18 protein-coding genes are annotated in these 25,299 nt (G+C 73.0%); 5 read left to right on the top strand and 13 right to left on the bottom strand.

Annotated elements, in window-relative coordinates:
* Window positions 1-10 precede the first annotated feature (10 nt).
* The 5 genes from ruvB to WME96_RS37340 all read right to left on the bottom strand — a co-directional run bounded on the left by ruvB (window position 11) and on the right by WME96_RS37340 (window position 7,968).
* Window positions 11-1,033: a Holliday junction branch migration DNA helicase RuvB gene (ruvB, locus tag WME96_RS37360; protein WP_061618851.1), complete on the bottom strand. Its 1,023-nt coding sequence runs from the start codon at window positions 1,031-1,033 to the stop codon at window positions 11-13.
* Between the two features lie 92 nt (window positions 1,034-1,125).
* Window positions 1,126-3,048, bottom strand: a complete 1,923-nt coding sequence (locus WME96_RS37355) for a sensor histidine kinase (RefSeq protein WP_437286348.1) — start codon at window positions 3,046-3,048, stop codon at window positions 1,126-1,128.
* Window positions 3,045-4,601: a sensor histidine kinase gene (locus tag WME96_RS37350; protein WP_437286347.1), complete on the bottom strand. Its 1,557-nt coding sequence runs from the start codon at window positions 4,599-4,601 to the stop codon at window positions 3,045-3,047. The genes WME96_RS37355 and WME96_RS37350 overlap by 4 nt, the downstream gene beginning before the upstream one ends.
* A 69-nt stretch (window positions 4,602-4,670) precedes the next feature.
* Window positions 4,671-5,246: a GNAT family N-acetyltransferase gene (locus WME96_RS37345; protein ID WP_437286346.1), complete on the bottom strand. Its 576-nt coding sequence runs from the start codon at window positions 5,244-5,246 to the stop codon at window positions 4,671-4,673.
* A gap of 4 nt (window positions 5,247-5,250) precedes the next feature.
* Window positions 5,251-7,968: a serine/threonine-protein kinase gene (locus WME96_RS37340; RefSeq protein WP_437286345.1), complete on the bottom strand. Its 2,718-nt coding sequence runs from the start codon at window positions 7,966-7,968 to the stop codon at window positions 5,251-5,253.
* Window positions 7,969-8,603: 635 nt separating this feature from the next.
* Between WME96_RS37340 and WME96_RS37335 the strand changes: the two genes are divergently transcribed.
* The 3 genes from WME96_RS37335 to WME96_RS37325 all read left to right on the top strand — a co-directional run bounded on the left by WME96_RS37335 (window position 8,604) and on the right by WME96_RS37325 (window position 11,941).
* Window positions 8,604-8,942 carry a P-II family nitrogen regulator gene (locus tag WME96_RS37335; RefSeq protein WP_012239819.1) on the top strand — a complete coding sequence of 113 codons (339 nt, stop codon included), beginning with the start codon at window positions 8,604-8,606 and terminating at the stop codon, window positions 8,940-8,942.
* Between the two features lie 154 nt (window positions 8,943-9,096).
* A complete protein-coding gene (gene glnA, locus WME96_RS37330; RefSeq protein ID WP_061616406.1) occupies window positions 9,097-10,509 on the top strand; it encodes a type I glutamate--ammonia ligase in 1,413 nt (470 codons plus the stop codon).
* A gap of 349 nt (window positions 10,510-10,858) precedes the next feature.
* Window positions 10,859-11,941, top strand: a complete 1,083-nt coding sequence (locus tag WME96_RS37325; RefSeq protein WP_437286344.1) for a serine/threonine-protein kinase — start codon at window positions 10,859-10,861, stop codon at window positions 11,939-11,941.
* Between the two features lie 59 nt (window positions 11,942-12,000).
* Here the strand turns inward: WME96_RS37325 and WME96_RS37320 are convergent, their stop codons facing one another.
* Window positions 12,001-13,941, bottom strand: a complete 1,941-nt coding sequence (locus tag WME96_RS37320; RefSeq protein ID WP_437286343.1) for a permease — start codon at window positions 13,939-13,941, stop codon at window positions 12,001-12,003.
* 255 nt (window positions 13,942-14,196) lie between these two features.
* The gene (locus WME96_RS37315; protein WP_437286342.1) at window positions 14,197-14,649 is read right to left on the bottom strand and encodes a Fur family transcriptional regulator; all 453 of its coding nucleotides are present in this window, start codon (window positions 14,647-14,649) and stop codon (window positions 14,197-14,199) included.
* A gap of 765 nt (window positions 14,650-15,414) precedes the next feature.
* Between WME96_RS37315 and WME96_RS37310 the strand changes: the two genes are divergently transcribed.
* Window positions 15,415-16,341, top strand: a complete 927-nt coding sequence (locus WME96_RS37310) for a zinc metalloprotease (RefSeq protein WP_437286341.1) — start codon at window positions 15,415-15,417, stop codon at window positions 16,339-16,341.
* A 113-nt stretch (window positions 16,342-16,454) separates the two neighbouring features.
* Here the strand turns inward: WME96_RS37310 and WME96_RS37305 are convergent, their stop codons facing one another.
* The 6 genes from WME96_RS37305 to WME96_RS37280 form a co-directional block, all read right to left on the bottom strand.
* A complete protein-coding gene (locus WME96_RS37305) occupies window positions 16,455-17,246 on the bottom strand; it encodes a hypothetical protein (protein WP_437286340.1) in 792 nt (263 codons plus the stop codon).
* 403 nt (window positions 17,247-17,649) lie between these two features.
* Window positions 17,650-18,486, bottom strand: a complete 837-nt coding sequence (locus WME96_RS37300; RefSeq protein ID WP_437286339.1) for a type II CAAX prenyl endopeptidase Rce1 family protein — start codon at window positions 18,484-18,486, stop codon at window positions 17,650-17,652.
* The gene (locus WME96_RS37295; RefSeq protein ID WP_437286338.1) at window positions 18,468-19,616 is read right to left on the bottom strand and encodes a peptidase MA family metallohydrolase; all 1,149 of its coding nucleotides are present in this window, start codon (window positions 19,614-19,616) and stop codon (window positions 18,468-18,470) included. The genes WME96_RS37300 and WME96_RS37295 overlap by 19 nt, the downstream gene beginning before the upstream one ends.
* Window positions 19,613-20,557: a hypothetical protein gene (locus WME96_RS37290; protein ID WP_437286337.1), complete on the bottom strand. Its 945-nt coding sequence runs from the start codon at window positions 20,555-20,557 to the stop codon at window positions 19,613-19,615. Before WME96_RS37290 ends, WME96_RS37295 begins: the two co-directional genes overlap by 4 nt.
* 60 nt (window positions 20,558-20,617) lie before the next feature.
* Window positions 20,618-21,607, bottom strand: a complete 990-nt coding sequence (locus WME96_RS37285; protein WP_437286336.1) for an NAD-dependent epimerase/dehydratase family protein — start codon at window positions 21,605-21,607, stop codon at window positions 20,618-20,620.
* A 112-nt stretch (window positions 21,608-21,719) separates the two neighbouring features.
* Window positions 21,720-22,856, bottom strand: a complete 1,137-nt coding sequence (locus tag WME96_RS37280; protein WP_437286335.1) for a hypothetical protein — start codon at window positions 22,854-22,856, stop codon at window positions 21,720-21,722.
* 152 nt (window positions 22,857-23,008) lie between these two features.
* On the opposite strand from WME96_RS37280, the gene WME96_RS37275 reads away from it, so the two are divergent.
* Complete coding sequence (locus tag WME96_RS37275; RefSeq protein ID WP_437286334.1) at window positions 23,009-25,252, top strand: cyclic nucleotide-binding domain-containing protein; 2,244 nt, start codon at window positions 23,009-23,011, stop codon at window positions 25,250-25,252.
* The last annotated feature ends 47 nt before the right edge of the window (window positions 25,253-25,299 follow it).

Below are 25,299 nucleotides of genomic sequence, written 5' to 3'. Positions count from 1 at the left end.
CCGCGCAGGGCTACGAGAAGAGATCCCCCTGCTTCGCCGCCGGCGCGTCGAGCCCCAGGTGCTCGTACGCGCGGCGGGTCGCGATCCTGCCCCGCGGCGTGCGGCCGAGGAAGCCCTGCTGCAGCAGGAACGGCTCGTAGACGTCCTCGATGGTGTCGCGCGGCTCACTGAGCGCCGCCGCGAGCGTGTCGACGCCCACCGGGCCGCCGTCGTAGTGGTCGATGATGACGCGCAGCAGCCTGCGGTCCATTTCATCGAGGCCGGCCGGGTCGATCTCGAGCCGCTCCGCGGTCTTGCGCGCGATCGCCATCGTGATCGCGCCGTCGCCGAGCACCTCGGCGAAGTCGCGGACTCGGCGCAGGAGGCGGTTGGCGACGCGCGGCGTGCCCCGCGCGCGCGCCGCGATCTCGCGCGCCCCGCCGGCGTCGATCGGCACCTCGAGCAGACCGGCGCTGCGCTGCACGATGCGCTGGAGCTCCTCGACCGGGTAGAAGTCGAGGCGGACGACGTGGCCGAAGCGCGACAGCAGCGGCGCGGTGAGCAGCCCGGTGCGGGTCGTCGCGCCGACGAGCGTGAACGGCTTGAGCGCGAGCTGGATCGTGGTCGCGTACGGGCCGTCGCCGGTCATGATGTCGATCTTGAACGACTCGATCGCGGGGTAGAGGCTCTCCTCGACCGCCGGCGTGAGCCGGTGGATCTCGTCGATGAACAGGACGTCGTTGCGCTCCAGCTTCGTCAGCAGCCCGGCCAGCGCGCCCTTGTGCTCGATCGCCGGCCCGCTCGTGACGTGGAGGGTCACGCCCATCTCGCGGGCGAGGATGTGGGCGAGCGTGGTCTTGCCGAGCCCGGGCGGGCCGCAGAAGAGCATGTGATCCAGCGGCTCGCGCCGCCGGCGCGCGGCCTCCACGAAGACCTTGAGGTTCTCCGTGTGCTTGTCCTGGCCGACGTACTCGGCGAGCGAGGCAGGCCGGAAGAGGCGATCGAAGCGATCGTCGTCGCCTGTCTCGGCAGGAGAGAGCGCCCGTTCAGGCATGCCACGGGAGTACCGCGGGAAGACGGGGAAGGGAAGCGATGGGAGCCGATCCGCGCGGCGGCAGCGCGCCGTTCGCGCGGCCGCGGGCGGGGTCAGCCGAGCGCGGGGACCGACGACAGGCGGGGGCGCCGCGGCGGCGGGACGCGCGGCAGGCGGGCGCGGCAGAGCGGGCGGCCGTCGGGGGCGCCGTCCACCTCGAGCGAGCCGCCGTGGAGCTCGATCACCGAGCGCGCGTGGCTGAGGCCGAGCGTCAGGCCGCGCCCGCGCGCGGTGGTCTGCCGGCTGAACAGGGCCTCCAGCTCCTCCGGCGGCACGTCGCGGCTGCCGTACTCGATGTCGATGCGGACCTCGCTGTTGAACTCACCGGCCATCGTCGCGGTGAGGCGCACGAGGCGCGCGGACGGGTCGGCCGCGCCGGTCCTGAGCGCGTGCGCCACGATGACCGCGAGCGCCCGCGTCGCGTACGCCTGATCGACCGGGATCAGCGGCAGGGTGTCGCCGACCTCCACGACGACCTCTCCGTCGGCGTCGCTCGCGAGCTCGCGCGCCTTGCGGATCGCGCCCGCGATGAGCGAGCCGACGGACGTCGGCTGCGGCTCGAGCGTGAGCTGCCCGGCCTCGACGCGGGCGGCGTCGAGGATCGACTCGATGAGGCCAAGGAGCTCCCGGCCGCGCGTCGAGATGAGCTCGAGGCTCTCGCGCTGCGCGTCGGTCAGGTCCTCCTGGCCCACGAGATCGGCGAACCCGAGGATCGCGTTCAGCGGGCTCTTGAGGTCGTGGCTCACGCTCGCGAACAGGAGGCCGCGCATGCGCTGCGCGGCCTCGCGGGCCTCGAGCGCGCGCTCCTGGGCCGCGGCGAAGACGCGGAAGCGCTCGGCGAGATCCTCGATCGCGTGCCCGAGCCGGGCGACGACGGCGAACCGGGCGGGGCGCGCGATCTGCGTGGCGCCGCGGAGCACGCTGTCCGTCCCGAGCAGGCGCACCTGCTTCGTGGCGTGCACGAGATCCGCCGCGAGCACGCGCCCGAAGAGGTTTCCGAGCGCGCCGGCGACGAGCACCGCGAGCAGCGCGACGAGCGCGCCCCAGATCGCGGCGGAGGGCTCGAGGTCCGCGGAGAACCGGATGTTGACGCACCCCCCCTTGTCGAGCGGCGTGATCACCGCGATCTGCCCGTCGGCCTCGCGGCCAAAGGAGGGCTCTGCGTCCACGCAGTCCTGCTCCACGCGCGCGAGGAACCCGAACTCCGCGGCGGCGGCCACGACGTCGTTACGTTCGGCCTCCTCGATCGCCCTGAGCGCCGGGTCGAGCGCCGTGCGCGCGACGATCGCCGCGGTGGCGCGGCGGCTCCGCTCGATGAACGTCTGGAGGTGCGCGTTCGCGATGAGCACCGCCCCGACGCCGACGAGCAGCACCGGCGCGGCGACGGACAGGAGCAGCTTGTAGGTGACCCGCCGGCGCGGCGTCTGGTACAGCTCGGCCGTCTCCAGCAGGGCGCCGATCGCCTCGGCCGGGCTGATCTCGAAGAGGCTGAACGTCGTGGCGCGCGTCAGCACGTAGTGCGGGATCGCGGACGCGCTGAGGATCGTGATCGCGAGGATGAGCAGGCTCACCGCGCGGCCGTCGTCGAGCTTCTCCGGCCTGATCCCCGGGATCATCATGAGGCTCGAGATCGTCGAGCTCGCCAGCACGAAGCGCACCGCCAGCGACGGCGGCAGCTCGGCGAAGCGCTCGAGCTCCTCGTGATCGATGTCGCGCGCGCCGATCATGAGCGAGCGCAGCAGGTCCCGGTGGGTGCGCAGCCGGAGCAGGGTCAGCAAGGTGGTCGCGCCGATCGCGGCGAGGGCGATCTTCGCGCCGACGGAGAGCACGCTCGTCGCGACGCCCTGCTCCAGGATGAGCAGCTTCGGCGCGAGCGCCGCGATCGCACCGAAGGCGGCTACGCCGACCAGCGCCTGGCGGACGAGCACGCGCCGCGCGAAGTGGATCGCGTCGTTCCTGATGCGCTCCTCCGTCACGCGATCCTCCCCCCTGTACGGCCGCCGCCGGCCTCGCCCGGCGGCGGCGACGCGTCGGGCGCGGGCTGGGCCAGCGAGGGCGCGCGGTTGGGATCCAGCCAGATCGGCAGCGTGATCGTGAAGGTCGAGCCCCGCCCGAGCTCGCTCTCGAGCTGGATCGTCCCGCCGTGCATCAGCACGAGGCGCCGCGCGATCGAGAGCCCGAGCCCCGTCCCGGCCCGGCGCGAGCGCACGTCGCCGGTCTGCCGGTACTCCTCGAAGACCGCCGACGTCTCCTCCGGCGGGATGCCGGGGCCGGTGTCCTGGACGACGATCGCCGCGTAGCGGCCGCGCCCCGCGATGTGGACCGTCACCGAGCCGCGCGCCGTGAACTTGACGGCGTTCGAGACGAGGTTCGTCAGGATCTGCCGCACCCTGCGCGGATCGGCGTGCGCGAGCAGGCCGTGATCGCCGGTGACGCGGAGCTGGACGGGCTTGTCGCGGGCCGCCGCCGACGCCTCCCGCATCACCTGATCGACGAGGGCGCGCAGGTTCACGGCGCGGCGGGAGAGCTGCAGCTTGCCCGTCTCGAGCGCCGAGAGATCGAGGATGTCGTCGATGAGCGTGCGCAGGTGCTCGCCGCTCTGCCGGATGACGGAGAGCGCCTCGCGCGCGTCCTGGCTGAGCGGCCCGTCGACCTCGCTCTCGAGGACGTGCGCGAACCCGAGGATGGCGTTGAGGGGCGTGCGCAGCTCGTGGCTGAGCCCCGCGAGGAACGCCGAGCGCTCGCGGTCCATCGCGGACGCCTGCTGGAGATCCGCCCGGTAGGTGCGCTCCGCCGCGGCGAAGCGGGTGATCAGCAGGTTGAACGCCGCCGTCAGCAGGCCGACCTGATCGAGCGACCTGATCGGCACGGGCTCGACCGGGATCACGTCCGCGTTCGACGCGCCCGGGCCATGACCGCGCGCCATCGCCGTGATGCGCTCGCGCAGGTAGTCGACGTCGTCGCGCGCCGCCTTGGTGAAGGAGAGCGCGACCGCGACCGCCACGCCGAGCAGCAGCGTCGTGAGCGCCGCGACGGCGTTGCCGAGGGCGATCGAGTGGGGCGGCGGGCTCGGCGCCGAGACGAACGTGATCACCGTCAGGTTGGAGAGCGGCGGGTGCAGCGGGCGCGCCGCGAACCGCACGCGGCCGAGCGAGGTCGTCGCCTCGCCCTTGCCCTGGGTGAGCATCTGGAAGATGTCGGCCTTGGCCGGGGCGCCGAAGCTCTCGTTGACCAGCACCTGCCCGCTCTGCTCGACGAGCAGGATCTCCGCCGTCGCCCGCCGCGCCGCCATCCCCAGGAACTCCGCCCGCTCGCCCTCCGGCGTCCCGCGGAGCCGCGCGACGAGCGTCGCAGACAGCACCTCCGCGCGCAGGCTCGCGGCCTGATCGCTCATGCTCGCGAGCTGGCGGATGCCGATCACCGCGATCGCCACCGCTGTGGCGATCCCCACGGCGATCACGATCGCGGGCGCGAGCGGCACCAGCGGCATCGTGCCGCGGGGCCAGCGGAGGAGGCGACGACGGGCCACGGCGAAGGGTGCGATGCTAGCGCGCTTCGGCGGGTGCACGTGCGGCATCCCGCGCCCCGCGCGCGCCGCTCACCTGGGATCGGTCGCCAGGAGCGCGAAGACGGAGTGGTCGAGCCAGCGGCCGTCGCACCACTCGGCCTGCCGGGCGATGCCCTCGAAGCGGAAGCCGAGCCGGCCGATGACCGCGAGCGAGGCGTGGTTGTCCGTCGCGGCCGCAACCCGGACCCGGTGTGCGCCCATGTGGTTGAACGCGAACCCGAGCGCCGCCTTCGCCGCCTCGGTCATGAGCCCGCGTCCGGTCGCCTCCTTGCGCAGCCAGTACCCGAGCTCGCAGGAGCGGTGCAGGTGCACGCACGCCTCGAGCCCGACCACGCCGGCGAGCGAGCGGTGCGCGCGCTCGCGGATGACGAAGCGCAGCGCCCTGCCGTGATCCCAGTCGGCGGCGCACGCCTCGGCGAAGCGGACGCTCGCGGCCGGGTCGGTGTGGAACTGCACCCACGGCAGCCAGCGCTGGAGGGTCGGGCGTGAGCCGCTGACCGCGAGCCAGAGCTCGGGGCCGTCGGACGGGTCGATCGGCACGAGGATCAGCCGCTCGGTCTCGATCGGACGGGCGCGGACCTCGCTTCGAGGTGGGAGGATGAGCATGGGGTCACCGGCACTGGATGCGAGCGGCGTACGGCTCGAGATGACCCGCCTCGTAGTCAAGCCAGGCAATATACCATTCGCCGGGCCTCGCGCCGGGGCTGATCGAGGGCGCCGGCTGGTCGCCGCTGACGCGGGCGAATTTCGTGGGGGCGCCGATGCCGTCACGGTTCATCGACGCGGTGAGGAGGCGGCCCTGCTCGAACCAGACGAGCTGAGCCTGGCCCGTCGGCGCGATCGCGACCGCCGGGCGACCGCCGGTCTTCGAGAACCGCTTGCGCCAGAGCGGCTGGCCCTTGGCGGGGTCGATGTAGGCGGCGGAGGCGCCCCCGATGGGCGGCTCGCCGTGCCAGACGACGAAGCAGCTCCCCGCGCCGCACGCGAGCGACGGGCTGTCGCTGCGCGCACGGTCGCTGTTCACGAGCGACAGCTCGCCGAGCGCGCGGTCGGCGCGCTTGCCAGGGCTGGCCGGCGGGAGCCCCTTGTCCACGCTCGCGAGCGGGAGGCGCATGTACTGGATGATGCGCGTCGGCTCGCGATCGAAGCGGAAGGCGAGGTGCATCACGTCGCTCATCACCGCCACGGACGGGAAGCGGACGCGCGGCTTCGAGGGGCCCGTCGGGGTGACGTCCGTCAGCCGGATGATCTCGCCGACCGGATCGAGGTTCGGCGAGAGGCGGCGCATGAAGAGGTCCTCGGAGGAGGCGTTGTCGCCGTCATCCGACCACGTGATGACGAACCCCTCGGCGGTGCGCGCGAGCGAGGGCCACGAGTTCCCGCCGCGGGGGAAGCGGGAGACCATCATCGCGGGGCCGTCGATCCGGCCGTCGCCGTCGAGCCAGCGCACCTGCACGCCGGCCTCCGGCCCCTTGCCGTCCCAGTACGTGAGCACCAGCCGCTCGCCGGCGGCGGTGAGCTCGGGGCGCCCGATGGCGCGGCCCTCGGGCGTCACGTCGAGCGCCGGCGACGACGGGCGCATCGCGCTGTCGAGCGCCGCCGTGTAGGCGTGCTCGGTGCCCTCGTGCGAGTCGGTCCAGGTGACGACCGCGCCGCGCGGCCCGAGCGCGATCGAGGGACGGCTGGCCCCGATGGCGCGGCCGCCCTCGCGCACGAGATCGTGCGTGCGCGGCCTGGCGAGGCCGGTGAGCTGGCAAGGCGCCTTGCCGCTCGCGTCCTTCAGGGCGACCTGCACGTGCTCGATCAGCGTGCGCGGCACGGGGTGGTTGCCCTTCTCCTGAGCGTCCCTCAGCAGCCTGATCGCGGCCTTGAGATCGCCCGCGGCGATCGACTCCTGCGCCTGCGCGACGAGCGGCGGCCAGGGCAGGCCGGGCTGCTCGACAGGGGCCTCGGCGCGCGCCGGCACGTTGGGGACCGCGGAGGACGACGGCGCGCTGGGCGACGGCGGCCCCGCGGAGCTCGACGAGACGGGCGGCAGGGCCGTCGGCTTGAGGAACTGGCGGTAGCCGGCGTACGCGCCGCCCGCGGCGAGCGCGAGCACGCCGAAGAGGACGAGCGCGCGGCCGGCGCCGCCGCGCCTCGGCGCCGGCCGCTGCGCGAGCGCGTCGGGGAGCGACGCGTCGCCCGAGCCGCCGGAGAACGTGATCTGCTGCCCGATGCCCTGGCTCATGCGCCCGGCCATCGCCGCGCCCGGCGCGCCGGAGAGATCGAGCGCGCCGAGCGGATCTCCCCCGCGCTCCGCCGGGCCCGAGGGCACGGTCCGCCGCGCCTCGTTGGGGGTCACACGGACGACGCCCGGTGGGTCGAACGTCACGTCGGGCGGCGGGTCGCTGTTCATGGGGAGGAGCCCCGCCTGCGACGGCTCCGCGCCGCGCGGCTGCGCGACGCCGAGCGCGACCGAGAGCTCGTCGGCGAACTCCTTCGCGGTCTGGAAGCGCCGGTCGATCGCCCGGTCGAGCGCCTTCTCGAACCACGTGGTGAAGCTCGGCGGCAGGTCGGGACGGAGCGCCGCGGGCTGCGGCAGCGGCGCGTTCGCGATCTGCGCGAACGTCATCGCGACGCCCTGCTCCGTCTGCCAGACGGTGCGGCCGGTGAGGCACTCGTAGGTGATGCAGCCGAGCGCCCAGAGATCCGCGCGGTGATCGACCGCGCCCTGGCCGCGCACCTGCTCCGGGCTCATGTACGCCGGCGTCCCGAAGACCGCGCCCTCGCGCGTGAGGCGCGCCTGCGCGTCGCCGCCGTCGACCGGCGCGTAGAACTTCGCGAGGCCGAAATCGAGGATCTTCGCGCAGAGCCGGCCCTCCTCGTCCTTCGTGAGGAAGATGTTCTCCGGCTTGAGGTCGCGGTGGACGATCGAGGCCGCGTGCGCCTTGGTGAGCCCTCGGCAGACCTGCGACATCACCGCGACGGTGGTCTCGGGGTCGAGGTACCTGACCACCGTCATGCGCTCGTACAGCGACTCGCCTTCGAGGAGCTCGAGCACCAGGAAGGGCCGCCCGTCGTCGAGCTTGCCGGAGTCGTAGACGTCGCAGATGAACGGGCTGCGGATCGACGCCGCGGCCCGGGCCTCGCGGAGGAAGCGCTCGACCACGACCGCCGAGGTCGTCAGCTCCTGGGCGAGCACCTTGATCGCCACCCGCTTGCCGATGTCGATGTGCTCGGCCTCGTACACGGCAGCCATGCCGCCGCGTCCGATCTCGCGTGTGATGCGGTATTTTCCGGCGAGGACCGTGCCTACCGGGATCTTCGCTTTGTTCGGCAAAGCCATCAGGCAGGGCTGTCCCGCGACTGGATTCGCCAGCGCAGACTATTCGAGCCGCGTCACCAGGACAAGGCGAGCGCGCCGTGGTCGTCAGCTTGGGCGGCGCGACCCCCCTCGAAGGCCGGGAAACGGGCTCTTCCGTGCGGGGAGAAACCGGCAGGGCGGGCCCATCCACGGGGGCCCGCGCGCAGGGGGACCTGGTCAAAGCAAGCCCCACCCCCCGGCGGCTCCGGGGAGCGCGGGCTCCACCCCCGGGTCCGGCACCCTGAAAAAAGTAAGCTGGCTCCGATTTTCAGACGCCGGATCCACTTTTCTCACGCACGTACGGTGCGCGAAACATTCCGGAAACATGAGCTTGGGTACACCAGCGTGGACCTCCGGACGCTGCGCCAGCGGCCGGGGCGAGGGGTCGCCGATCCGGCTCTGTCGGACGGGTCCCTGAGTCATTGACAGCGGCGGGGCAATGCCCGGTGGACCGGGCGGACCCCGTCACGGATCGGAGCCGGGCGGCGCCCGGCACATCGACGGGAGGCCGCCGGCGGAGGCGTCCACCCTTTACCGGCTCTGCTCCGGCGGGGCTTTTCGGGTGAGCGTGCGGGTTTTTTACCCCGGCGGTCACCCGGTCACCACAGGCGTGCGCAATGAAAAAGGTCGAGGCGATCATCAAGCCGTTCAAGCTCGACGAGGTCAAGGACGCCCTCGCCGAGGTCGGGATTCAGGGCATGACGGTGACCGAGGTAAAGGGCTTCGGTCGGACCGGCGGCAAGAAGGAAGTCTATCGGGGGTCGGCGTATGTCGTCGACTTCGTCCCGAAGGTGAAGGTCGACATCGTCGTGCCGGACAGCATGGTGAGCGACGTGATCGACGCCATCGAGAAGAGCGCCAAGACGGGCCGGATCGGCGACGGAAAGATCTTCGTCGTCCCCGTCGAGGAAGCCGTGCGGATCCGCACGGGGGAGCGCGGCGAGGACGCCATCTAGGCGAGCCGCGGGCAGAGCGTCACAGGGCATCGCGACGGGTCACAGGCTCGAGAGCCGAGCAAGCAGAAGCGAGAGAGCAGCAGCGAGCACGATCCCGCGCGTCTTCGAATCACATCCAGCGAGAGCAGCGAGTCAGCGAGGTAGAGGAAGAATCATGAAGCCGAAAGATGTCGTCGCGTTTGCGAAGGAAAACGACGTTAAATTTGTCGATCTCAAGTTCATCGACCTGCCCGGCATCTGGCAGCACACGACGATCCCGGCGTCCCGCCTGAACGAGGACATCTTCGAGGAGGGGATCGGCTTCGACGGCTCGTCGGTGCGCGGATGGCAGCCGATCAACGCGAGCGACATGCTGATGACGCCCGACGCGTCGACGGCGAAGCTCGATCCCTTCCACGCCCAGAAGACGCTCAGCATGGTCTGCAAGATCAGCGACCCGGTGACCGGCCAGCCGTACGGCCGCGACCCGCGCTACATCGCGCAGAAGGCCGAGAACCACCTGCGCGCGAGCGGCATCGCGGACACGACCTACTTCGGGCCCGAGGCCGAGTTCTTCGTCTTCGACTCGGTCCGGTACGAGAGCTCCCCGCGCGGCGCTTTCTACGAGATCGACAGCGAGGAGGCGTCCTGGAACTCCGGCAAGGCCGGCGTGAACCTCGGGCACAAGATCCGGCAGAAGGAGGGGTACTTCCCCGTCGCGCCGACCGACACGCTCGGCGACCTGCGCGCGGACATGATGTCGACGCTCATCGAGACCGGCATCGCGGTCGAGGTCGGTCACCACGAGGTGGCGTCGGCCGGCCAGTGTGAGATCGGCATCAAGTTCTCGACGCTGACGTCGATGGCCGACAACCTGATGTGGTTCAAGTACGTCATCAAGAACGTCGGCCGCAAGCACGGCAAGTCGGTGACGTTCATGCCGAAGCCGGTCTTCGGCGACAACGGCAGCGGCATGCACTGCCACCAGTCGCTCTGGAAGGAGGGCAAGCCGCTCTTCGCCGGCGACGGCTACGCGGGCCTCTCCGACACGGGCCTCTGGTACATCGGCGGCATCCTGAAGCACGCGAAGGCGCTCGCCGCGCTCACCAACCCGACGACGAACAGCTACCGCCGGCTCGTCCCGGGCTACGAGGCGCCCGTGAACCTCGCGTACTCGAGCCGCAACCGCTCGGCGTCGATCCGCATCCCGCTGGCCCCAGGCAACAGCCCGAAGGGCCGCCGCATCGAGGTCCGCTTCCCGGACGCGAGCTGCAACCCGTACCTCGCCTTCGCCGCCATGATGATGGCCGGCCTCGACGGCGTCCAGAACCGGATCGACCCGGGCGACCCGCTCGACAAGGACATCTACGCGCTCTCGCCCGAGGAGCTGAAGGAAGTGCCGCACATGCCGGGCTCGCTCGACGAGGCGCTCACCGCCCTCGAGCGCGACCACGAGTTCCTGCTCCGCGGCGACGTCTTCACCCGCGACATCCTCAAGACCTGGATCGACTACAAGCGCGAGCGCGAGGTCGACGCGATCCGGCTCCGCCCGGTCCCGCACGAGTTCTTCCTCTACTACGACGTCTGATCGACCCCACCCGAGCGGCACAGGGTCCAGCGCACGAGAAAATTGCGCTGTGACCCTCGTGCCGCCTTTCCTTCACCCCTCGCTGTCGAGCGCGTGAAGCGCGCGTGGCGCCGGGCGGCGCTGTCGCGCCATGAACTGCTCCACGGCTGGCTTCGCGTTCGCGCCGGCGGCACGGAGGAGGGGAGGCGCGCTGTCGCCGCCCCGGCTCGCGAACTTTTGCTTGCTGCTGGAGATGACGCCGCGCGGTACCGCTCGCCGGTGCGCCGGGTTATCCTCCGCCCCGTCGCAGACGTGGGGCGGGGGTAAGGCATCCTCTTCCCCGCTCCCCCAGAGACACCTCGGCGCAGCAGTGAACCCCGGCGATCTCATCCAGTCTCGCTACCGGCTCGTGAAGCTCCTGGGCCGAGGCGCCAGCGGGTCGGTGTGGGCCGCGAAGAACGAGCTCATCGATCGCGACGTGGCGCTCAAGGTGATGCGCCCCGAGGTGGCCGAGGACGCCGTCGCGCTCCAGCGCTTCTTCAACGAGGCGAAGGCGAGCGGGCGCGTGCGCAGCCCCAGCATCGTCGAGATCCTCGATCTCGGTCAGGCCGAGGACGGCTCGCCGTTCCTCGTGTTCGAGCTGCTCGTCGGCGAGGGGCTCGACGAGTGGCTGCGGCGCGAGGGCACCATCGAGCCGGAGACGCTGGTCGAGATCTTCACCGGCCTCGCGCGGGCGCTCGACATGGCCCATCAGCAGGGGATCATCCACCGCGACCTGAAGCCCGCCAACATCTACGTGCATCGCAACCACCTGGGCGAGCTCGTGGGGAAGATCCTCGATTTCGGGATCAGCAAGGTGCTCGAGAAGGAGCACAACTTCGCGCTGACCCACACGGGTTGCGTCGTCGGATCGCCAGCGTACATGTCGCCGGAGCAGGCCGCGGGGCGCGAGGATCTCGACGGTCGCGCCGACCTCTGGTCGCTGGGCGTCGTCATGTACGAGGCGCTGACCGGGACGCTGCCGCACCAGGCGCCGAACTACAACGCGCTGATGGTCCGCATCCTGAGCAAGGATTGCGATCCGATCGCCTCGCGCCGGCCGGGGTTGCCGCCGCGCCTCTGCCACATCGTCGACGCCTGTCTTCAGCGCGAGCCCGACGCCCGGATCGCATCGGCGGGCCTGCTCGCGAAGGAGCTCGAGGCCGTGCTGCGGGAGCTGCGCGCGGCGCGATTCAGAGGGCAGAAGGGGCGGCGCGCCTCGGACGTCGGCCTCGGCGACAAGCTCCGCCTCGCGCCGGAGAGCGCCGGGCTGCGCGGCGGATCGGTCGGCGCGCTCGGCCGCCTCGTGCAGCACGGGAGGCGGCAGCCGCCGGCCATGCTCGTCGCGGCGGGGCTCGCGGTGGTGTTCTGGGCGATGGTGCTCGTGCTGCTCGGCAGGTACTGGATCCGCTGAGCGACGGTCGCTGCGGGGCGCGCGGCGGCCGCCGCGACGAGCCTCCGAGGCCTGCTGCGTCAGGCGCGCGGCGCGCTGGCGTACGGGACGGGGGTGCGGCCGACGTGATCGATCGGCGCGCCGAGCGGGCGCGCGTGCGCGGCGCACGAAGGCGCGTGCGGCGCCGCCTCCGCCGAGGCGGGGGCGGCGCCATGGCCGCCCATGTGGCCGAACCACGCGCGCGGGCCGAGCCTCATGAAGCTCGCGAGCAGGAGCGCGCCGAGCGCCGCCGCGCAGACCCACTCGACGACCGCGTGCTCGTGCGCCGCGAGCGCGTGGAGCTCCGGGATCGACGCGCCGGGGACGAGGGCGTTCGCGGCGAGGCCGACCGCGACGGCGAGAGCGACGCTGGAGATCGCGAGCGCGGCGGCGGCGCGCCCGCCGAGCGAGCGCTTCAGCACGGCGAGCACCGCGACGTTGGTCGCGGGCCCCGCCAGGAGGAACGCGAGCGCCGCGCCGATCGAGAACCCTTTGTGGATCATCACCGCGGCGAGCGCCGTCGCGCCCTGCGCGCACACGTGGACGGCCACGGCGGCGAGCGCGCTCACCGCGACGTCGGCCGGCGCGCCGATCGCGCGCGCCGCGGCCGGATCGATCGTCGCCTCGAGGACGGCGGCGAGCACGAGGCCCACGAGGTACCAGGCGGCCACCTGGTCGAGCGCCGGCCCGACGGCCTCGGCGACGGCGGCGCGGAGCCGCGTCGCCGGCGGCGCGGCGGCCCCGGCGCCGGCAGGCGGCTCGCTGGATCGCGGCGATGCACCCGAGGCCGGCGCGCTGGCCGTCCCGGCGGCGGATCCGGGCGAGCCAGAGGCCCCGGCAACGGAGCCCGAGGCGCCGACTACCCTGGCGACGACGAGCGCGACCAGCACGGCGAGGAGCGCGCTGCCCGCGAAGCGCGCGGCGGTGAGCGGCAGGCCGAGCAGCCGCAGCGAGAGCAGCGCGCTGCCCACGTCGAGCGCTGACGCGCCGAGGAGGACGGCGACGACCGCGGCGACCGGAGCGCCCGCGCGCAGGAGCCGCCGCAGCAGCGCCGAGACGCCGGCCGAGCCGGCGGGGAGCGGCAGCCCGAGCGCCGCGCCGCGGGCGGCCTGAGAAAGCGCGGCGCCGCCGCGCGGCGATCCTGTGAACCCGGCGAGGTGACGGGGGAGGTACGCGCGCACGAGCCCCGCCGCGGCGAGCCCGGCGAGCACGGCGGGCGCGGTCTCGACGAACAGCGGGCCGATCGACTCGGCGATCGACAGCTCGGTCGGGTGGGCGTGCGAGAAGAAGCTCTCCGGGCTGGGGAGCGCGAGCGCGACGCAGAGCCCGGAGGCGAAGGCGACGGCGCTCGCCGTCCGCGCCGCCCGGCTCCGCGGCGGGGCGTCGTGCGTGTGGACCACGATCCGGAGGAGGACGCCGAGGCCGAAGGCGATGAACACCTCGAACGACTCGTGCGGGAGGCTCTCCATGAGGCGCTGGCCGAGCAGCGCGCCCAGCAGCGTGAGCAACCCGAGGAGCCCGAGGCGCGCGGCGAGCTGCCGCCACCCCCAGGCGGGCAGGAAGCGCGCGGCGAGCGACAGCCCCTCCGGGAGGCGGTGCACGAGGACGGCGACCGCGAAGAGCGCGCCGTCCGCGCTGCCGTCAGCGGCGGCCGCGGCCAGCGCGAGCCCGGCGCCGTCGAGCAGCCCGTGCACGGCGAGCGCCGAGAACGCGACCTCCCGCCCCACCACCTCGCCCGCGCCGCGCCGCCGGTGCTCGGTGAGCCAGAGCGCCGCGTAGCCGAGCGCCGCCCAGAGGACCGCCTGCGCGCCGATCTCCTCGACCGCGTGCGGCAGGTGACGCGAGAGGACCAGGGCGGGGACGAGGCCGAGCGTCAGCCCGTCGAGCGCGGACGTCGGCAGGGTCCGGCGCCGGCCGAGCGCCACGAGGAGCGGCCCGGCGGCGAGACCGGCGAGCGACAGGGCGACGACGAGCGCGAGCATGGGCGCGGGAGGCTATGCCCGAGCGTCCGACCACGATCAACACCAAGTTGAAGCTGCAATCGAGATGCAGGGACGGCCGTGCCTCTCACCCGACGGCGCTTTTTTACACGCGGCTCCAGGCTGGCCGGCGGCGCAACGTCACGGCGGCTCCCGCTGCCTTGTGGCTCAGGGCTGCCCCGTGGCTCAGGGCTGCCCCGTGGCTCAGGGCTGCCCCGTGGCTCAGGGCTGCCCCGTGGCTCAGGGCTGCCCCGTGGCTCAGGGCTGCACGCAGCGGTCGCAGCGGCCCTTGATCTGGATCTGCAGGCCCTTGCGCCGCAGGGCGCGGGGCGCGCCGCGCGCCGGCCTGATCTCGATGCTCTCGTCGGGGAGGCAGAGCACATCACCGCACGTGTCGCACATGAAGTGCGGGTGTTCGTCCGTCGCGTGCTCGCCGGTGCCCTCGCGCAGCTCGAACCGCCAGAGGTGGTCGCCCATGTCGGTGCGGCGCACGAGCCCCGCGTTGGTCAGATCGATGAGGTTCCGGTAGATGGTGGCGCGATCCCAGCCCTTCGGAGCGAGCTCGGCCGCGAGCTCCGCGTGGCTGACGGGCGTCCGCGAGCGGCCGAGGCTCTGCAGCACGGCGATCCGCGGCGAGGTGGCTCGCAGGCCGGCCGCCCTGATCTGCTCGCGGAGCTGCTCCGCGGACTGACCCGCTTTCGAACGCGCCATGCGAGACATCTACCGTCGCCCGGACGGTACTGCAATCAGGATGCACGGAGCTCGCCGGACGCGCGGCGCAGCGCGGTTGCTGGACGCGCCGCGCGCCGGCGTGAGTGAGATCGCTCGAGCGCCGCCGTGCTCGCCGTGCTCGCCATGCTCGCCGCCCGCGGCGGGAACGCCGCCGCGCGGTTGCCGGGCGGGCGCGATGTCGATCTCGCGCGGACGCGGGGCCCGCTTGCGCGGCGCGGCCCCGCGCGACCCGAGGAGAAAGGAGCAGGGCCCACACTCGGAAGGTGGCAGATGGCGAGTCGGGCAACCGAGTGCGCCCTTATTCAAGCGTGGCTCGAACTCCACAAACCAGGCGGATGCGTTCCGCACGGACTCATCAGGAATGGTCCCAGAAACCTGGAGGAGCTCCAGGGGGAGCGTCGGGGATGAGACGCTGAAACATGGAGCCGGCCGAACGGTCGACCCGCGATCGCCGCGTGGATTCGAGTCGAGGGTCGCCCGATAAAAAGCCGAGGCGCGCGTGCTCCATAATGGAGCGATCGCTCCAAGTTGGAGCAGCAAGCGTCTCCGCTTCGCGCACGTCATTGCGCCGCGTCATCGCGCCCGCCGATCCAGCCGGAGGTCGACCGAAAGGCGCAAGACGACCAAGACGTGGAATCTTACCTTGTCGCCTCGAGCGGAATCGGTCTTTTGGAATTGAACCAATTGTCACGGTGGATATATATTCCTGCTTCCTTTGCGGGGCCTGAACCAAGGAGAATGTCCATGCGAGCTCGGACGTGTGCGGAGGTACTTGCCTTAGTCGTGATCGCTGGCTTGAGCGCCGCGTGCAACAGCGACCCCTCGACCCCCGCGGAGGAAGCGCCGGCCGTGGCCGATGTCGATCCCGAGCAGGTGGAGGCGGCCCCAGCTCCCCTGCGGCGCAGCTGCGGGACCCCCGAGCTGAGCGACACGGAGAGGGAGGAGGTCGAGCTGTTTGTCCGCAGCCGGGTGCCGGCCGGGTTCACCGCGGGCACGTCGGTCGTGATCCCCGTGCGCTTCCACGTCATCAACAAGGGATCGGGTCTCTCGAACGGCGACGTGACTGACGAGATGATCACGAAGCAGATCGAGGTGCTCAACGCCGCTTACGCGAGCACCCGCTTCAGCTTCGAACTGGTCTCGGTCGACCGGACCACGAACGCGACCTGGTACACGATGGGGCAGAGCTCCACGGCCGAGCGGAACGCCAAGAATGCGCTCCGCCAGGGTGGTCCCGACCACCTCAATCTCTACACGGCCAACCCGGGCGGCGGTCTACTCGGCTGGGCCACGTTCCCCTCGGACTATGCGAGGAGCCCGAAAATGGACGGGGTCGTGGTGCTCCAATCCTCGCTGCCCGGCGGCAGCGCGGCGCCGTACAACGAAGGGGATACGGCGACGCACGAGGTCGGTCACTGGCTCGGCCTCTACCACACGTTCCAGGGCGGCTGCGTGAAGGACGGGAAGCGCGGGGATGAGGTCGCCGACACGGCGGCCGAGAAGAGCGCCGCGTACGGCTGCCCGGCCAGCCGGGACTCCTGCAAGGGAAATGGGTACAGTGGGGTCGACCCGATCCAGAACTACATGGATTACACCGACGATTACTGCATGGATGAGTTCACTGCAGGGCAGGCCGATCGCATGTCGGCGATGTGGGACTCGTACCGTTGAGGGGCGGCTGACGGAGAGGGGCGGCTGACCGGAGCTCGCTGCCGGCCGGCGGGCGGCGGCGACTCCGCCGCTCGCCAGCGGGCGAGTGCGTCAGTTGTCGACCACGTCGACGATCACGTCGACTTGACCTGCGCGCGGCGCTCGAAGCTCTGGCTCGAGCCGAGGATGCGGGACACGGGCTTGGCCGGGGCCGCCGGGGCATCGCCCGCGTCCCCGTCGCCCTGCGCGAGGCGCTGCTGGCGGCGGGTGCCGGCCTGCACGCCGAAATACACGCCGAGGAATGTCACGAGGCCCCATCCGAGCAGGCCGAGGGCGACGAGGCCGGTCTGGCGCGAGGCGTCGCCCCCGAGCCGGCTCACCTCCTCCATCGGCGCCGACAGCTTGCTCACCTCCTGCATCGGCTCGCGCAGCGTCGCGACCTGCTCCATCGGCTGCTTCAGCCCGGCCACGTCGCGCATCGGGGCGTTCAGGGCGGCCACGTCGCGCATCGGAGCGTTCAGGGCGGCCACGTCGGCGAGCGGACCCCGGATGCCCGCGAGGCTCTCGTTCATCGCGGCGATCGTCGCCTTCATCTCGCTCAGCCGATCCATCGACTGCTCGAGGCTCGCGGTCTCGCGCAGGCTCTGCTGCATCGCGTCCATCGACCCCTTGAGCTCGGCGAGCCGATCCATCGCCTCCTGCATCTCGGCGAGCTTCTCCATCGGCTGCCGCAGCTCGGCGAGGCGCTCGATGCCCCGCTGCGATTCCCGCAGCGTCGCATTCGACTCCTCGATCATCGCGCGCATGCGCCGCATCTCCTCCGTGGTCGCCTGGATGGAGCGCGTGTTCGTGTCCACCATCGTCGCCATGCCGCAGCCCGTCGAGGTGACGACGAGCAGCGCCACCGGCGCAATCTGACGGATCATTTCCCAATGCATGCCCGATCGTTGATGCCTCGAAGGCAATGCGTCAACGTGCATTTGACGCGGTGCGCTGGAATATGACATAGCCGTGTCCGGGGGGTGAGGCGCTGTGGGACGTTTGGGCGCGTCGCACCGCGATCTGCGCGGTGGAGCCCCTGTTCGCACGGCGCTGTGAAATGCCGGTGTCGAACCGGAGGACGTTGACGCGCCGCCCGCGAAATCGAGGCGTCGAATCGGACGCAATGGCCGACGCGATGAACACGGCATCTCCCGGGGCCGCGGCCCGCTCTGTCCACGCGAGGCTGCCGCGCCTGGCGATGACGCGAGGTTCACCGGACGCCGGGGCGGCGGGGGAGGTGGGGGAAGGTGAGGGAGGCGCGGGGCGGCCGCGCGCGGGCGGCGACGCTCAGCGCGCGGGTCGATCGGGACGCGGCGCGCCGGCGCGGAGGACGAGCGCGGCGAGGATCGCGAGCGCCGCGGCGGCGAGCCAGGCCGGCGGGCCGAAGGCGCGGGTGCCGGCGGCGAGCGCGCCGTCGACCCACGTGACGTCGAGCAGGGAGCCGCGCAGGCCCGCGCCCGTGAGCGCGGTGAAGCTCGCGTGGGCGGCGACCGCGGCGAACGCGCCGCGGCCGTGGCGGAACAGCGCCGCGGTGAGCGCGCCGAGCGCGGCGGCGAGGGCGAAGCTCGACGCTGTCGCGCCCGGGGCGAGCCCGAGCGCAGCGCCGTGGGCGAGGACGGAGAAGGCCACCGCCCAGCGGCTCGAGAGCCCGGCGCGCGCCGCGGTGGCGAGCGGGATGCCCGAGAGCAGGAGCTCGTCGCGGACGGCGAGGGCGACCGCGCGCGCCAGGGCGAAGGCGAAGCTCAACGACGGCGCGCCGGCCTCGACGGTCGCCCAGCCGAGGGCCAGGGAGGCGCCGAGCGCGAGCGCCACGGCGAGCGCGCCGAGCGCGGCGCCGAGGCCGACGCGACGGGCCAGGCGCGTGCGGTGGCCCGGGGCCTCCCGCTCCAGCGGATCGGTCCACTGCACGCCGGCCCGTACCGCGACGAGGTCGGCGACGACGGCGCCGGCGAGCGCCGCGGCGAGCGGGCTCGACCCGAGGAGCGCGGAGAGGATCTGCAAGGCCGCGGCGAGGCCGACGAGCCAGGCGGCGCCGAGCGCGAGATCGGTGAGGCGGCGCTGCTGCCGCGCGCGATCGGGCACGGGACCGCCGCCCTCGGCCGCGTTCAGTGGAGCGTGTGCCACTGGCCGTTGTGCTCCACCTTCGGGATGCCCGTGTCGCCGTCCGCCTCGCCGCGGTGGCGCGCGCCCAGGGTGGCCACGAGCTGGGCCGTGGACGCGCGCGCGGGCCGGTGGCGCGTCTCCGGCGCCGCGCGGAGCCGCCGGTGCGGCGCGGGAGGCGCCGTCGGCTTGCGGGCGCGGAGCCGCCGCACGCCGAGCGCGCCCGCGACGATCAGCCCGAACAAGAGCAGCGAGCCGACCAGCACCGGGAGGAAGCCGTAGCGGCGCGCGACGTCGTCGCGCCAGGCGAGCTCGAGGTCGTGGCGGTTCGAGGCGTAGGCGGCGTCGAGCGCGTCCGCGAGGGGCGCGCCGGCGCGCACCGCGTCGAGGGCGAGCGTGAAGCTCTGCCGCCGCTCGCCCTCGATGAGGAAGCGGAGGACGTCGGCCGACTGCGCGTGGGCCACCGACGCGGCTGGATCCGCGGCGCCCGCGAGGCTCGCCTCGAGGTCGTCGAGCGGGAGGAGGTGCCCGCGGAGCGCGGCGACGGAGAGCCGCTGCGCGCGGCGCGCGGCGCGCTCGCCCGCCGCATGGACGGCGAACCCCTCGTGGAACCAGCGCGGGAGCGGGGCGCCGCCCGTGGCCTCGTCGAGCGCGAGGTGCGCGAGCTCGTGGCGGAAGGCGCTCTCGAGATCGGGCGCGTCGACGCCCGGCCGCGGGGAGGCGCTCAGGACAGCGAGCCGCAGCGCGCCGAACGACGCGGCGGTCGTCGGGCCCGCGAGCTCCCCGGGGACGAGGTTGTCGAGCTCGGCGGGGACCGCGGCGATCCGGACCTTCACGGGGGCGACCAGCGCCGGGCGGCCGAGCAGGGCGCTGAGCTCGGCGCGGATGGCGCCGGCATGGACGATCAGGGGGCGGACGCGATCGCGGGTCGACGGGCGGTAGGCGAACTCGATCCAGCCGAGGTCCTCGGTGTGGTACTCCGGCGGGGGCGGCGGGACGGCGAGCGCGGCCTTGCCGTCGAGCGGCGCGGCGGGCGCGTCGTAGATGCGGGGCGCGGCGCCGGCCGGCCCGGGCGCGGCGGCGATCGCGAGGCACAGGAGCGCCGCGAGCCTGTGGCCCAACGCCGCCGGGCCGCGCCGGGTGGGCCGCGTCATGGCGCGATCCGACCGCGAAGGTGAACCGTGCCGCCGTCGTCGCCCCCCGTCTGGGCGAGCACCAGCACCGCGATGCCCGTCACGGCGACGCCCGCGAGCGGCCCCCAGAACCAGGGCGAGCTCCACACCGAGCGCCGCCCGGACGAGCCCTGGTCGCCCTGCGCGGCCTTCGAGGTCAGATCGACGCCCGCGCGCGCGTCGCCGCGGAGGGGCCCGCTGCGCGCCGCTGCGCGCGCGGGCGGCGCCGCCGGGCGAGCCGCGGCGCCTTCGTCTCGCGCGTCGCCGGCGAGCAGCGCGCGGACGGCCGCGGCCGCGCCCGGCCAGTCGAAGGTCGCAGCGGCGGTCGCGCCCTCCTCGGCCCGCTGGATCGTCGCGCCGAGCTCGAGCGGCGCGTAGCTCGCGCCGGCGACGCGGAGCACGCGCGCCACGGGGTGGCCCTGCGCCGTGGTCACCGCCACGACGAGCGCCGCGCCGGCGTCCGCGCCGAGCGACGCGAGCAGCCGGCGCGCGACCGGCTCGGACTCGGCGCGCCCGGCCGAGCGACGCACCACCGCGAGCTCCTTCACGGCGGCCGGCGCGTCCGGCGCCGGGGGCTCGCCGGTGAGCGCCTGCGCCGACGCCTCGTCGATGGGCGGGCGAAGCGCGGGGTCGCGGTAGATCGAGCGGGCGAGCGAGCGAGCCGCCTCGACGCTCGCGTCGTCCACCGCCACCACGACGGCGCCGCGCAGCGCCGATCGGGGCGCGTCGCCGCCCGCGCGCGGGGCGCCTGCCGCGGCGTCGCCGCCCGCGCGTGGGACGTCCGCCGCGGCGTCGCCGTCTGCGCGCGGGGCGTCCGTCGCGGCGGCGTCGCCGCGGGACGGCGCGTCGGCCTGCGCGGGCGCGGACGTCAAGCCGAGCGCTGCCGCAACGAGGGCCGGAGCTGCCGACGTACAGCGGGACATGCGGTTACGGTACGGAGCCCGCGGGCGAGCGTCAAACGGCGCGGCGCCACGCGCGCCACGTCAGAGCCAGCCGTGCTCGCGGTACCAGGCGACCGCGCGGCGCGTCCCCTCGGCCCAGCTCACCTGGGGCTCCCAGCCGAGCTCCCGGCGCGCCTCGCCGGAGTCGCACACCCAGTGCGACGCGGAGAGCTCGTTCAGCTTGTCGCGCGTCAGCATCACGGGCTTGCCGGTGAGGCGGCTCATCCCCTCGCTCGCGAGCGCGGCGCCGCGCACGAGGGAGAAGGGCACGCCGACCCGGACGAACGCCCGCGCGCCGATCGCCGACTCGACGTCCGCCAGCATGTCGCGCCACACGTACACGCGGCCGTCGTCGATGAAATACGCCCGGCCGCTCGGCACGTCGCTCTCGAGCGCCCGGATGCACGCGGCGGCGGCGTCGGAGGCGTAGATGACGCTCAGCGTGTTCTTGCCGTCGCCGAGCATCGGGAGAAAGCGGCGCGCGACGCTCTGGAAGAACGCGAACGACTCCTGATCGCGCGGGCCGTAGATCATCGGGGGGCGCACGACGACCACGGGCAGCGCGTCCTTCTCGGCGAGGACCAGCCGCTCCGCCTCGAGCTTCGAGCGCCCGTAGCGCGTCACCGGGGCCGGGCGCGCGTCGGGCGCGACGGGGCGGCCGTCGAGGCTCGGGCCGATGGCGGCGAGGCTCGAGACGAACACGAAGCGCTTCATGGAAGGCGCCGCCTTCGCCGCGTCGAGCATGTTCCGCGTGCCGCCGACGTTGACCCGGAAGAACTCCGCCTCGTCGCGCGCCTTGACCAGCCCGGCCGAGTGCACGATCGCGTCGACGCCCGCGTCGACCACCGCGCGGCGGACGCTCTCCGCGTCCTCGATGGCGCCGTACGCGAGCTCGACGCCGCGCAGCGACGACAGGAACTTCGTGCTCGACGAGCGCCGCACCAGGGCGACGACGCCGTGCCCCTTCTGCACGAGCTGCTCGGCGACGTGCGAGCCGAGGAACCCGCTCGCGCCCGTGACCAGCACCTTCATTGATCCGCTCCTTCCTCCTGCTCCCCGCCGCGCCGCCCGCGCCCGCTGGCGCCGCCGCCCTCGAGCTTCGCGCGCGCGTCCACGTCGGCCTTCACGTCGGCGCTCACGTCGATCAGAGCGCCCGCTCGTAGACCCGGTACTTCTTGTAGATCCGGCCGCCCATCAGCCGGATGCCCGCGTTGATGGCGGCGTTGTCCTCCAGCGTCCACCCGAGCTCGCCGCCCTTCATGCCGAGCAGGTGCGCCGCCCGGTTCATCTCGACGTAGAGGAACGCGCTGAGCCCGGCGTAGCGCCGCACGTGACGCCACTTCTTGCGGATGCCGAGCACGACGAGGCGCCCGCTCTTCGGGCCGCGCACGCGCAGCCGCCACAGCAGCTTGAGGACGCCGGTCGGGAGGAGCTTGCCGTGCAGGCCCCGGATCAGCTCGTTGAGATCGGGCAGCCCGAGCGACACGGCGGCCGGCTCGCCGTCGATGAACGTGAGCTTCGTCAGCTCGGGCATGAGGATGAGCCGCACGTCCTTCGCCCACTTGACGAGCTCCTTCTCGGTCATCGGGACGAAGCCCCAGTTGTCGCTCCAGGCGTCGTTGAAGACGTCCATGAGGATGCGGATGTCGCGGAGCAGGTTCTTCGGGTCGCCGCAGCGCGTGTGCACCTCCGGCATCGCCAGGATCTCGGCGTGCGCCTTCTGCGCCCGCACGGGGACGTCGCCGACCTCGTAGCGCCACCCGTAGAGGTCCTTCACCTTCTCGAGCCCCGCCTGCTCGATGAGCCGGCCCTGGTGCGGCCGGTGGTAGGGCATCATGATCACCGGCGGGTGATCGAAGCCCTCGACGAGACAGCCCATCTCCTCGTTGATCGAGAGCGAGTAAGGGCCCCGCATGCGCTTCATCCCGCGCGCGCGCAGCCAGCCCGCGGCCTCCGCGAGCAGCGCCTGCGCCGTCTCGGCGTCGTCGATCGTGTCGAGGAAGCCGAACAAGCCTGTCTCGTCGCGGTGGTGTCTCAGGTGCTCGTGATCGACCTGCGCCGTGATCCGACCCGCCGGCCGGCCGTCCTTGTACGCCACCCACGCCGTCCCCTCGGCGTGCTCGAAGAACGGGTTCTTCTTCTTGTCGAGCCGATCGGCGATGTCCAGGTCGAGCGGGCGGATATAGTTGGGCTCACCCTCGTAGATCGTGTCGACCACGTTCACGAAGTCTTTGAAGACCTTCCTGTCGCCGTTCCTAAGCTCGCGGAGCTCGATAGCCATAGGGGGCAAGCCCGTACCTTCCGGGACGCGGCGCCGCAAGGGGCTCGCGCGGCGCGTGGCCCGGCGCTGATCGGGAAACGCGGCGCCCGTGGAGCCGGTAAGCTCTCGCCGAGGGCGGCTGTCCGGCCCCCGGCAAATCAGGTGGACGCAGCATGATGACCCCGAAGGAGTTCCAGAGGCAGTTCAAGCGGCTGCTGATGAGCCGCGTCGATGGCATGGACTGGGAGGACAAGCTCGCCCGGGTCCGCCAGTACCTGCGCCAGCTCGAGCAGCGCCAGAGCCCGGAGGAAGAGTCGGCCGAGCTCTCGCCGTCGCTGGAGCTCATCCCGTTCGAGCCCGGCAAGCGGCCCGTCGACGAGGCGCTCTACCCTGGGCACGGGTGCAGCGAGCGCGTCGGCTGCATCAACACGTCGGGCGACCCGGCGGAGCTCGGCGACGAGGTGTGGCTGCTCTACCGGCTGCGCGACCTCTACGCGTTCGTCGCGCCGTTCGAGCGGCCGTTCGAGGTGACCCTGTCGGCGTGGTTCCTCCCCGCGAGCCCCGGCGACGGCGAGCCGTGCCCGGTGCCCGGCATCCTCGACCTGCCGCTCAGCCCCCAGATCGTCTCGACGTCGTCCTACCCCGTCCCGATGCTCGAGCCCGCCCCGTGGAACTCGTTCCACCAGACGGTCTACGTCGCCACCATCGCGCCGGCGAAGCAGCTCATGCCGCACCCGCCCGGCGAGGAGACCGGCGGCGGCTACCACTGGCTCGACCTGCCCGCGTCGTTCCGCGAGCGCATCCCGGACGGCGCCGATCCCTTCACGTTCGCGAGCCTGTTCCGGCAGCAGCTCCGGATCGAGATCCGGCTCAGCGAGGCGGGCAGGACGGTCTGCTCCGAGTCGACGGACGTCGAGATCTTCGACACCGGCCGCTTCGGCTCGCTCTATACGCGCCTGCTCGACCGGCTCGTCAAGGCGGACACGGAGGTCCAGCAGCGCGCGCTCGGGATCGACGAGCTCCACGTCGGCTACCACCCGTGGTTCCCGGTGCTGACGATCGGCATGGACAAGGCCCTGCTGTACCTCCGCGCCATCCACCAGGACCTCGAGCAGCACCGGCGCAACCTGCCCGATCCCCGCTGGCTGCTCCGGGTGGGGCTCTACCTCGAGCTCCTCACGTGCCTCGGCATCTTCGAGGCCGTGAAGCACGAGTACCCGGACATGCTCTCGCCGGAGGAGCGGGAGGCGTTCGAGGAGGGCGCGTCGTTCGCGCCCATCCGCGCGGCGCTCGACGTCGCGGCGTGGCGCCAGGTCTGGGACATGCGGCACATCGCGCCGCGGGCGGCCGGCTTCTTCGCGGCGGGGCCCGTGAGCCTGACGAACCTGATGCGCAAACAGAAGGCCACGCTCGCGTTCCTGCACGCCCACCACGCGGACCTCCAGCGGGCGATCGAGCTCGCCGGGCCCAACCTGTGGAACGCGCAGGAGACGTGGCACCGGGTGTTCCGCGACGCGGAGCGCGCGGTGCTCAAGAACAGCGCGCTCGCGTTCCCGGAGCTCGCGCACCTCGACCCGCGCTGGCGCGAGTTCGCGCTCTGGCACCAGCGCGGCGACGTGCGCTTCTTCGGGCTGAACCTCATGCCCGAGGCGCTGACGGCGCTGTTCGGCGACCAGGACGGCATCTTCCCCGCGGCGTGCCGGCAGTACCGGAAGTCGATGAACGACGTCGCGCGGTGGGCGTCCGAGCGGCAGCTCATGGACTACACGGGCGACGAGTGCATCCCGCGGAACGCGAGCCTGCTCGAGGCGTACATGGAGAAGAACGCGCAGCTGCTCGCCGCGCTGCAGCGGCGCGACGGCTACGGGGCCGCGCAGTCGATCGATCTCGACGAGCCGAGCAAGGCGCCGCGGGAGGCGAGCGCCGAGGACCTCGTGACGCTGCTCCGGCGGACGCCGGTGTTCAAGCCGCTGCTCGATCGCGAGCTCCGCAAGCTCGCCACGAAGGCGCGCCGGGTCGAGTACGGCCCGCTCGACCGGATCGTGCTGCAGGGGCAGCGGGACTCGTCGATGTTCCTGGTCGCCTCCGGCGCCGTCGAGGTCCTGGTGCGGCACCCCGACGGGCAGGACTCGACGGTCGCCGCGCTCGAGAAGGGCGCCGTCTTCGGCGAGTTCGCGCTGCTCACGGGCGAGGAGCGCACCGCGACGGTGCGCGCCGTCGACGAGGTGGTGCTCTACGAGATCACGAAGGAGGCGCTGCAGCCGATCATCGAGGCGCGCCCGCAGCTCGTGATCGAGCTCAGCCTGCTGATGGCCTCGCGCCAGGCCCACCTGCGCGACGCGGCCGAGCGCTACAACGAGGCCGAGGAGAAGGTGCGGAGCCTCGCCGGGCGCATCCGCCGGTTCGTGCTCGGCTGAGCGCGCCGCGCCCCCCGCGCCCCCCGCGCCCCCCGCGCGCGGCCGCG

It is taken from the genome of Sorangium sp. So ce406 (genome assembly GCF_051474675.1).
Lineage (GTDB): Bacteria > Myxococcota_A > Polyangia > Polyangiales > Polyangiaceae > Sorangium > Sorangium cellulosum_G.
This window is presented reverse-complemented; position numbering and strand designations above follow the sequence as displayed.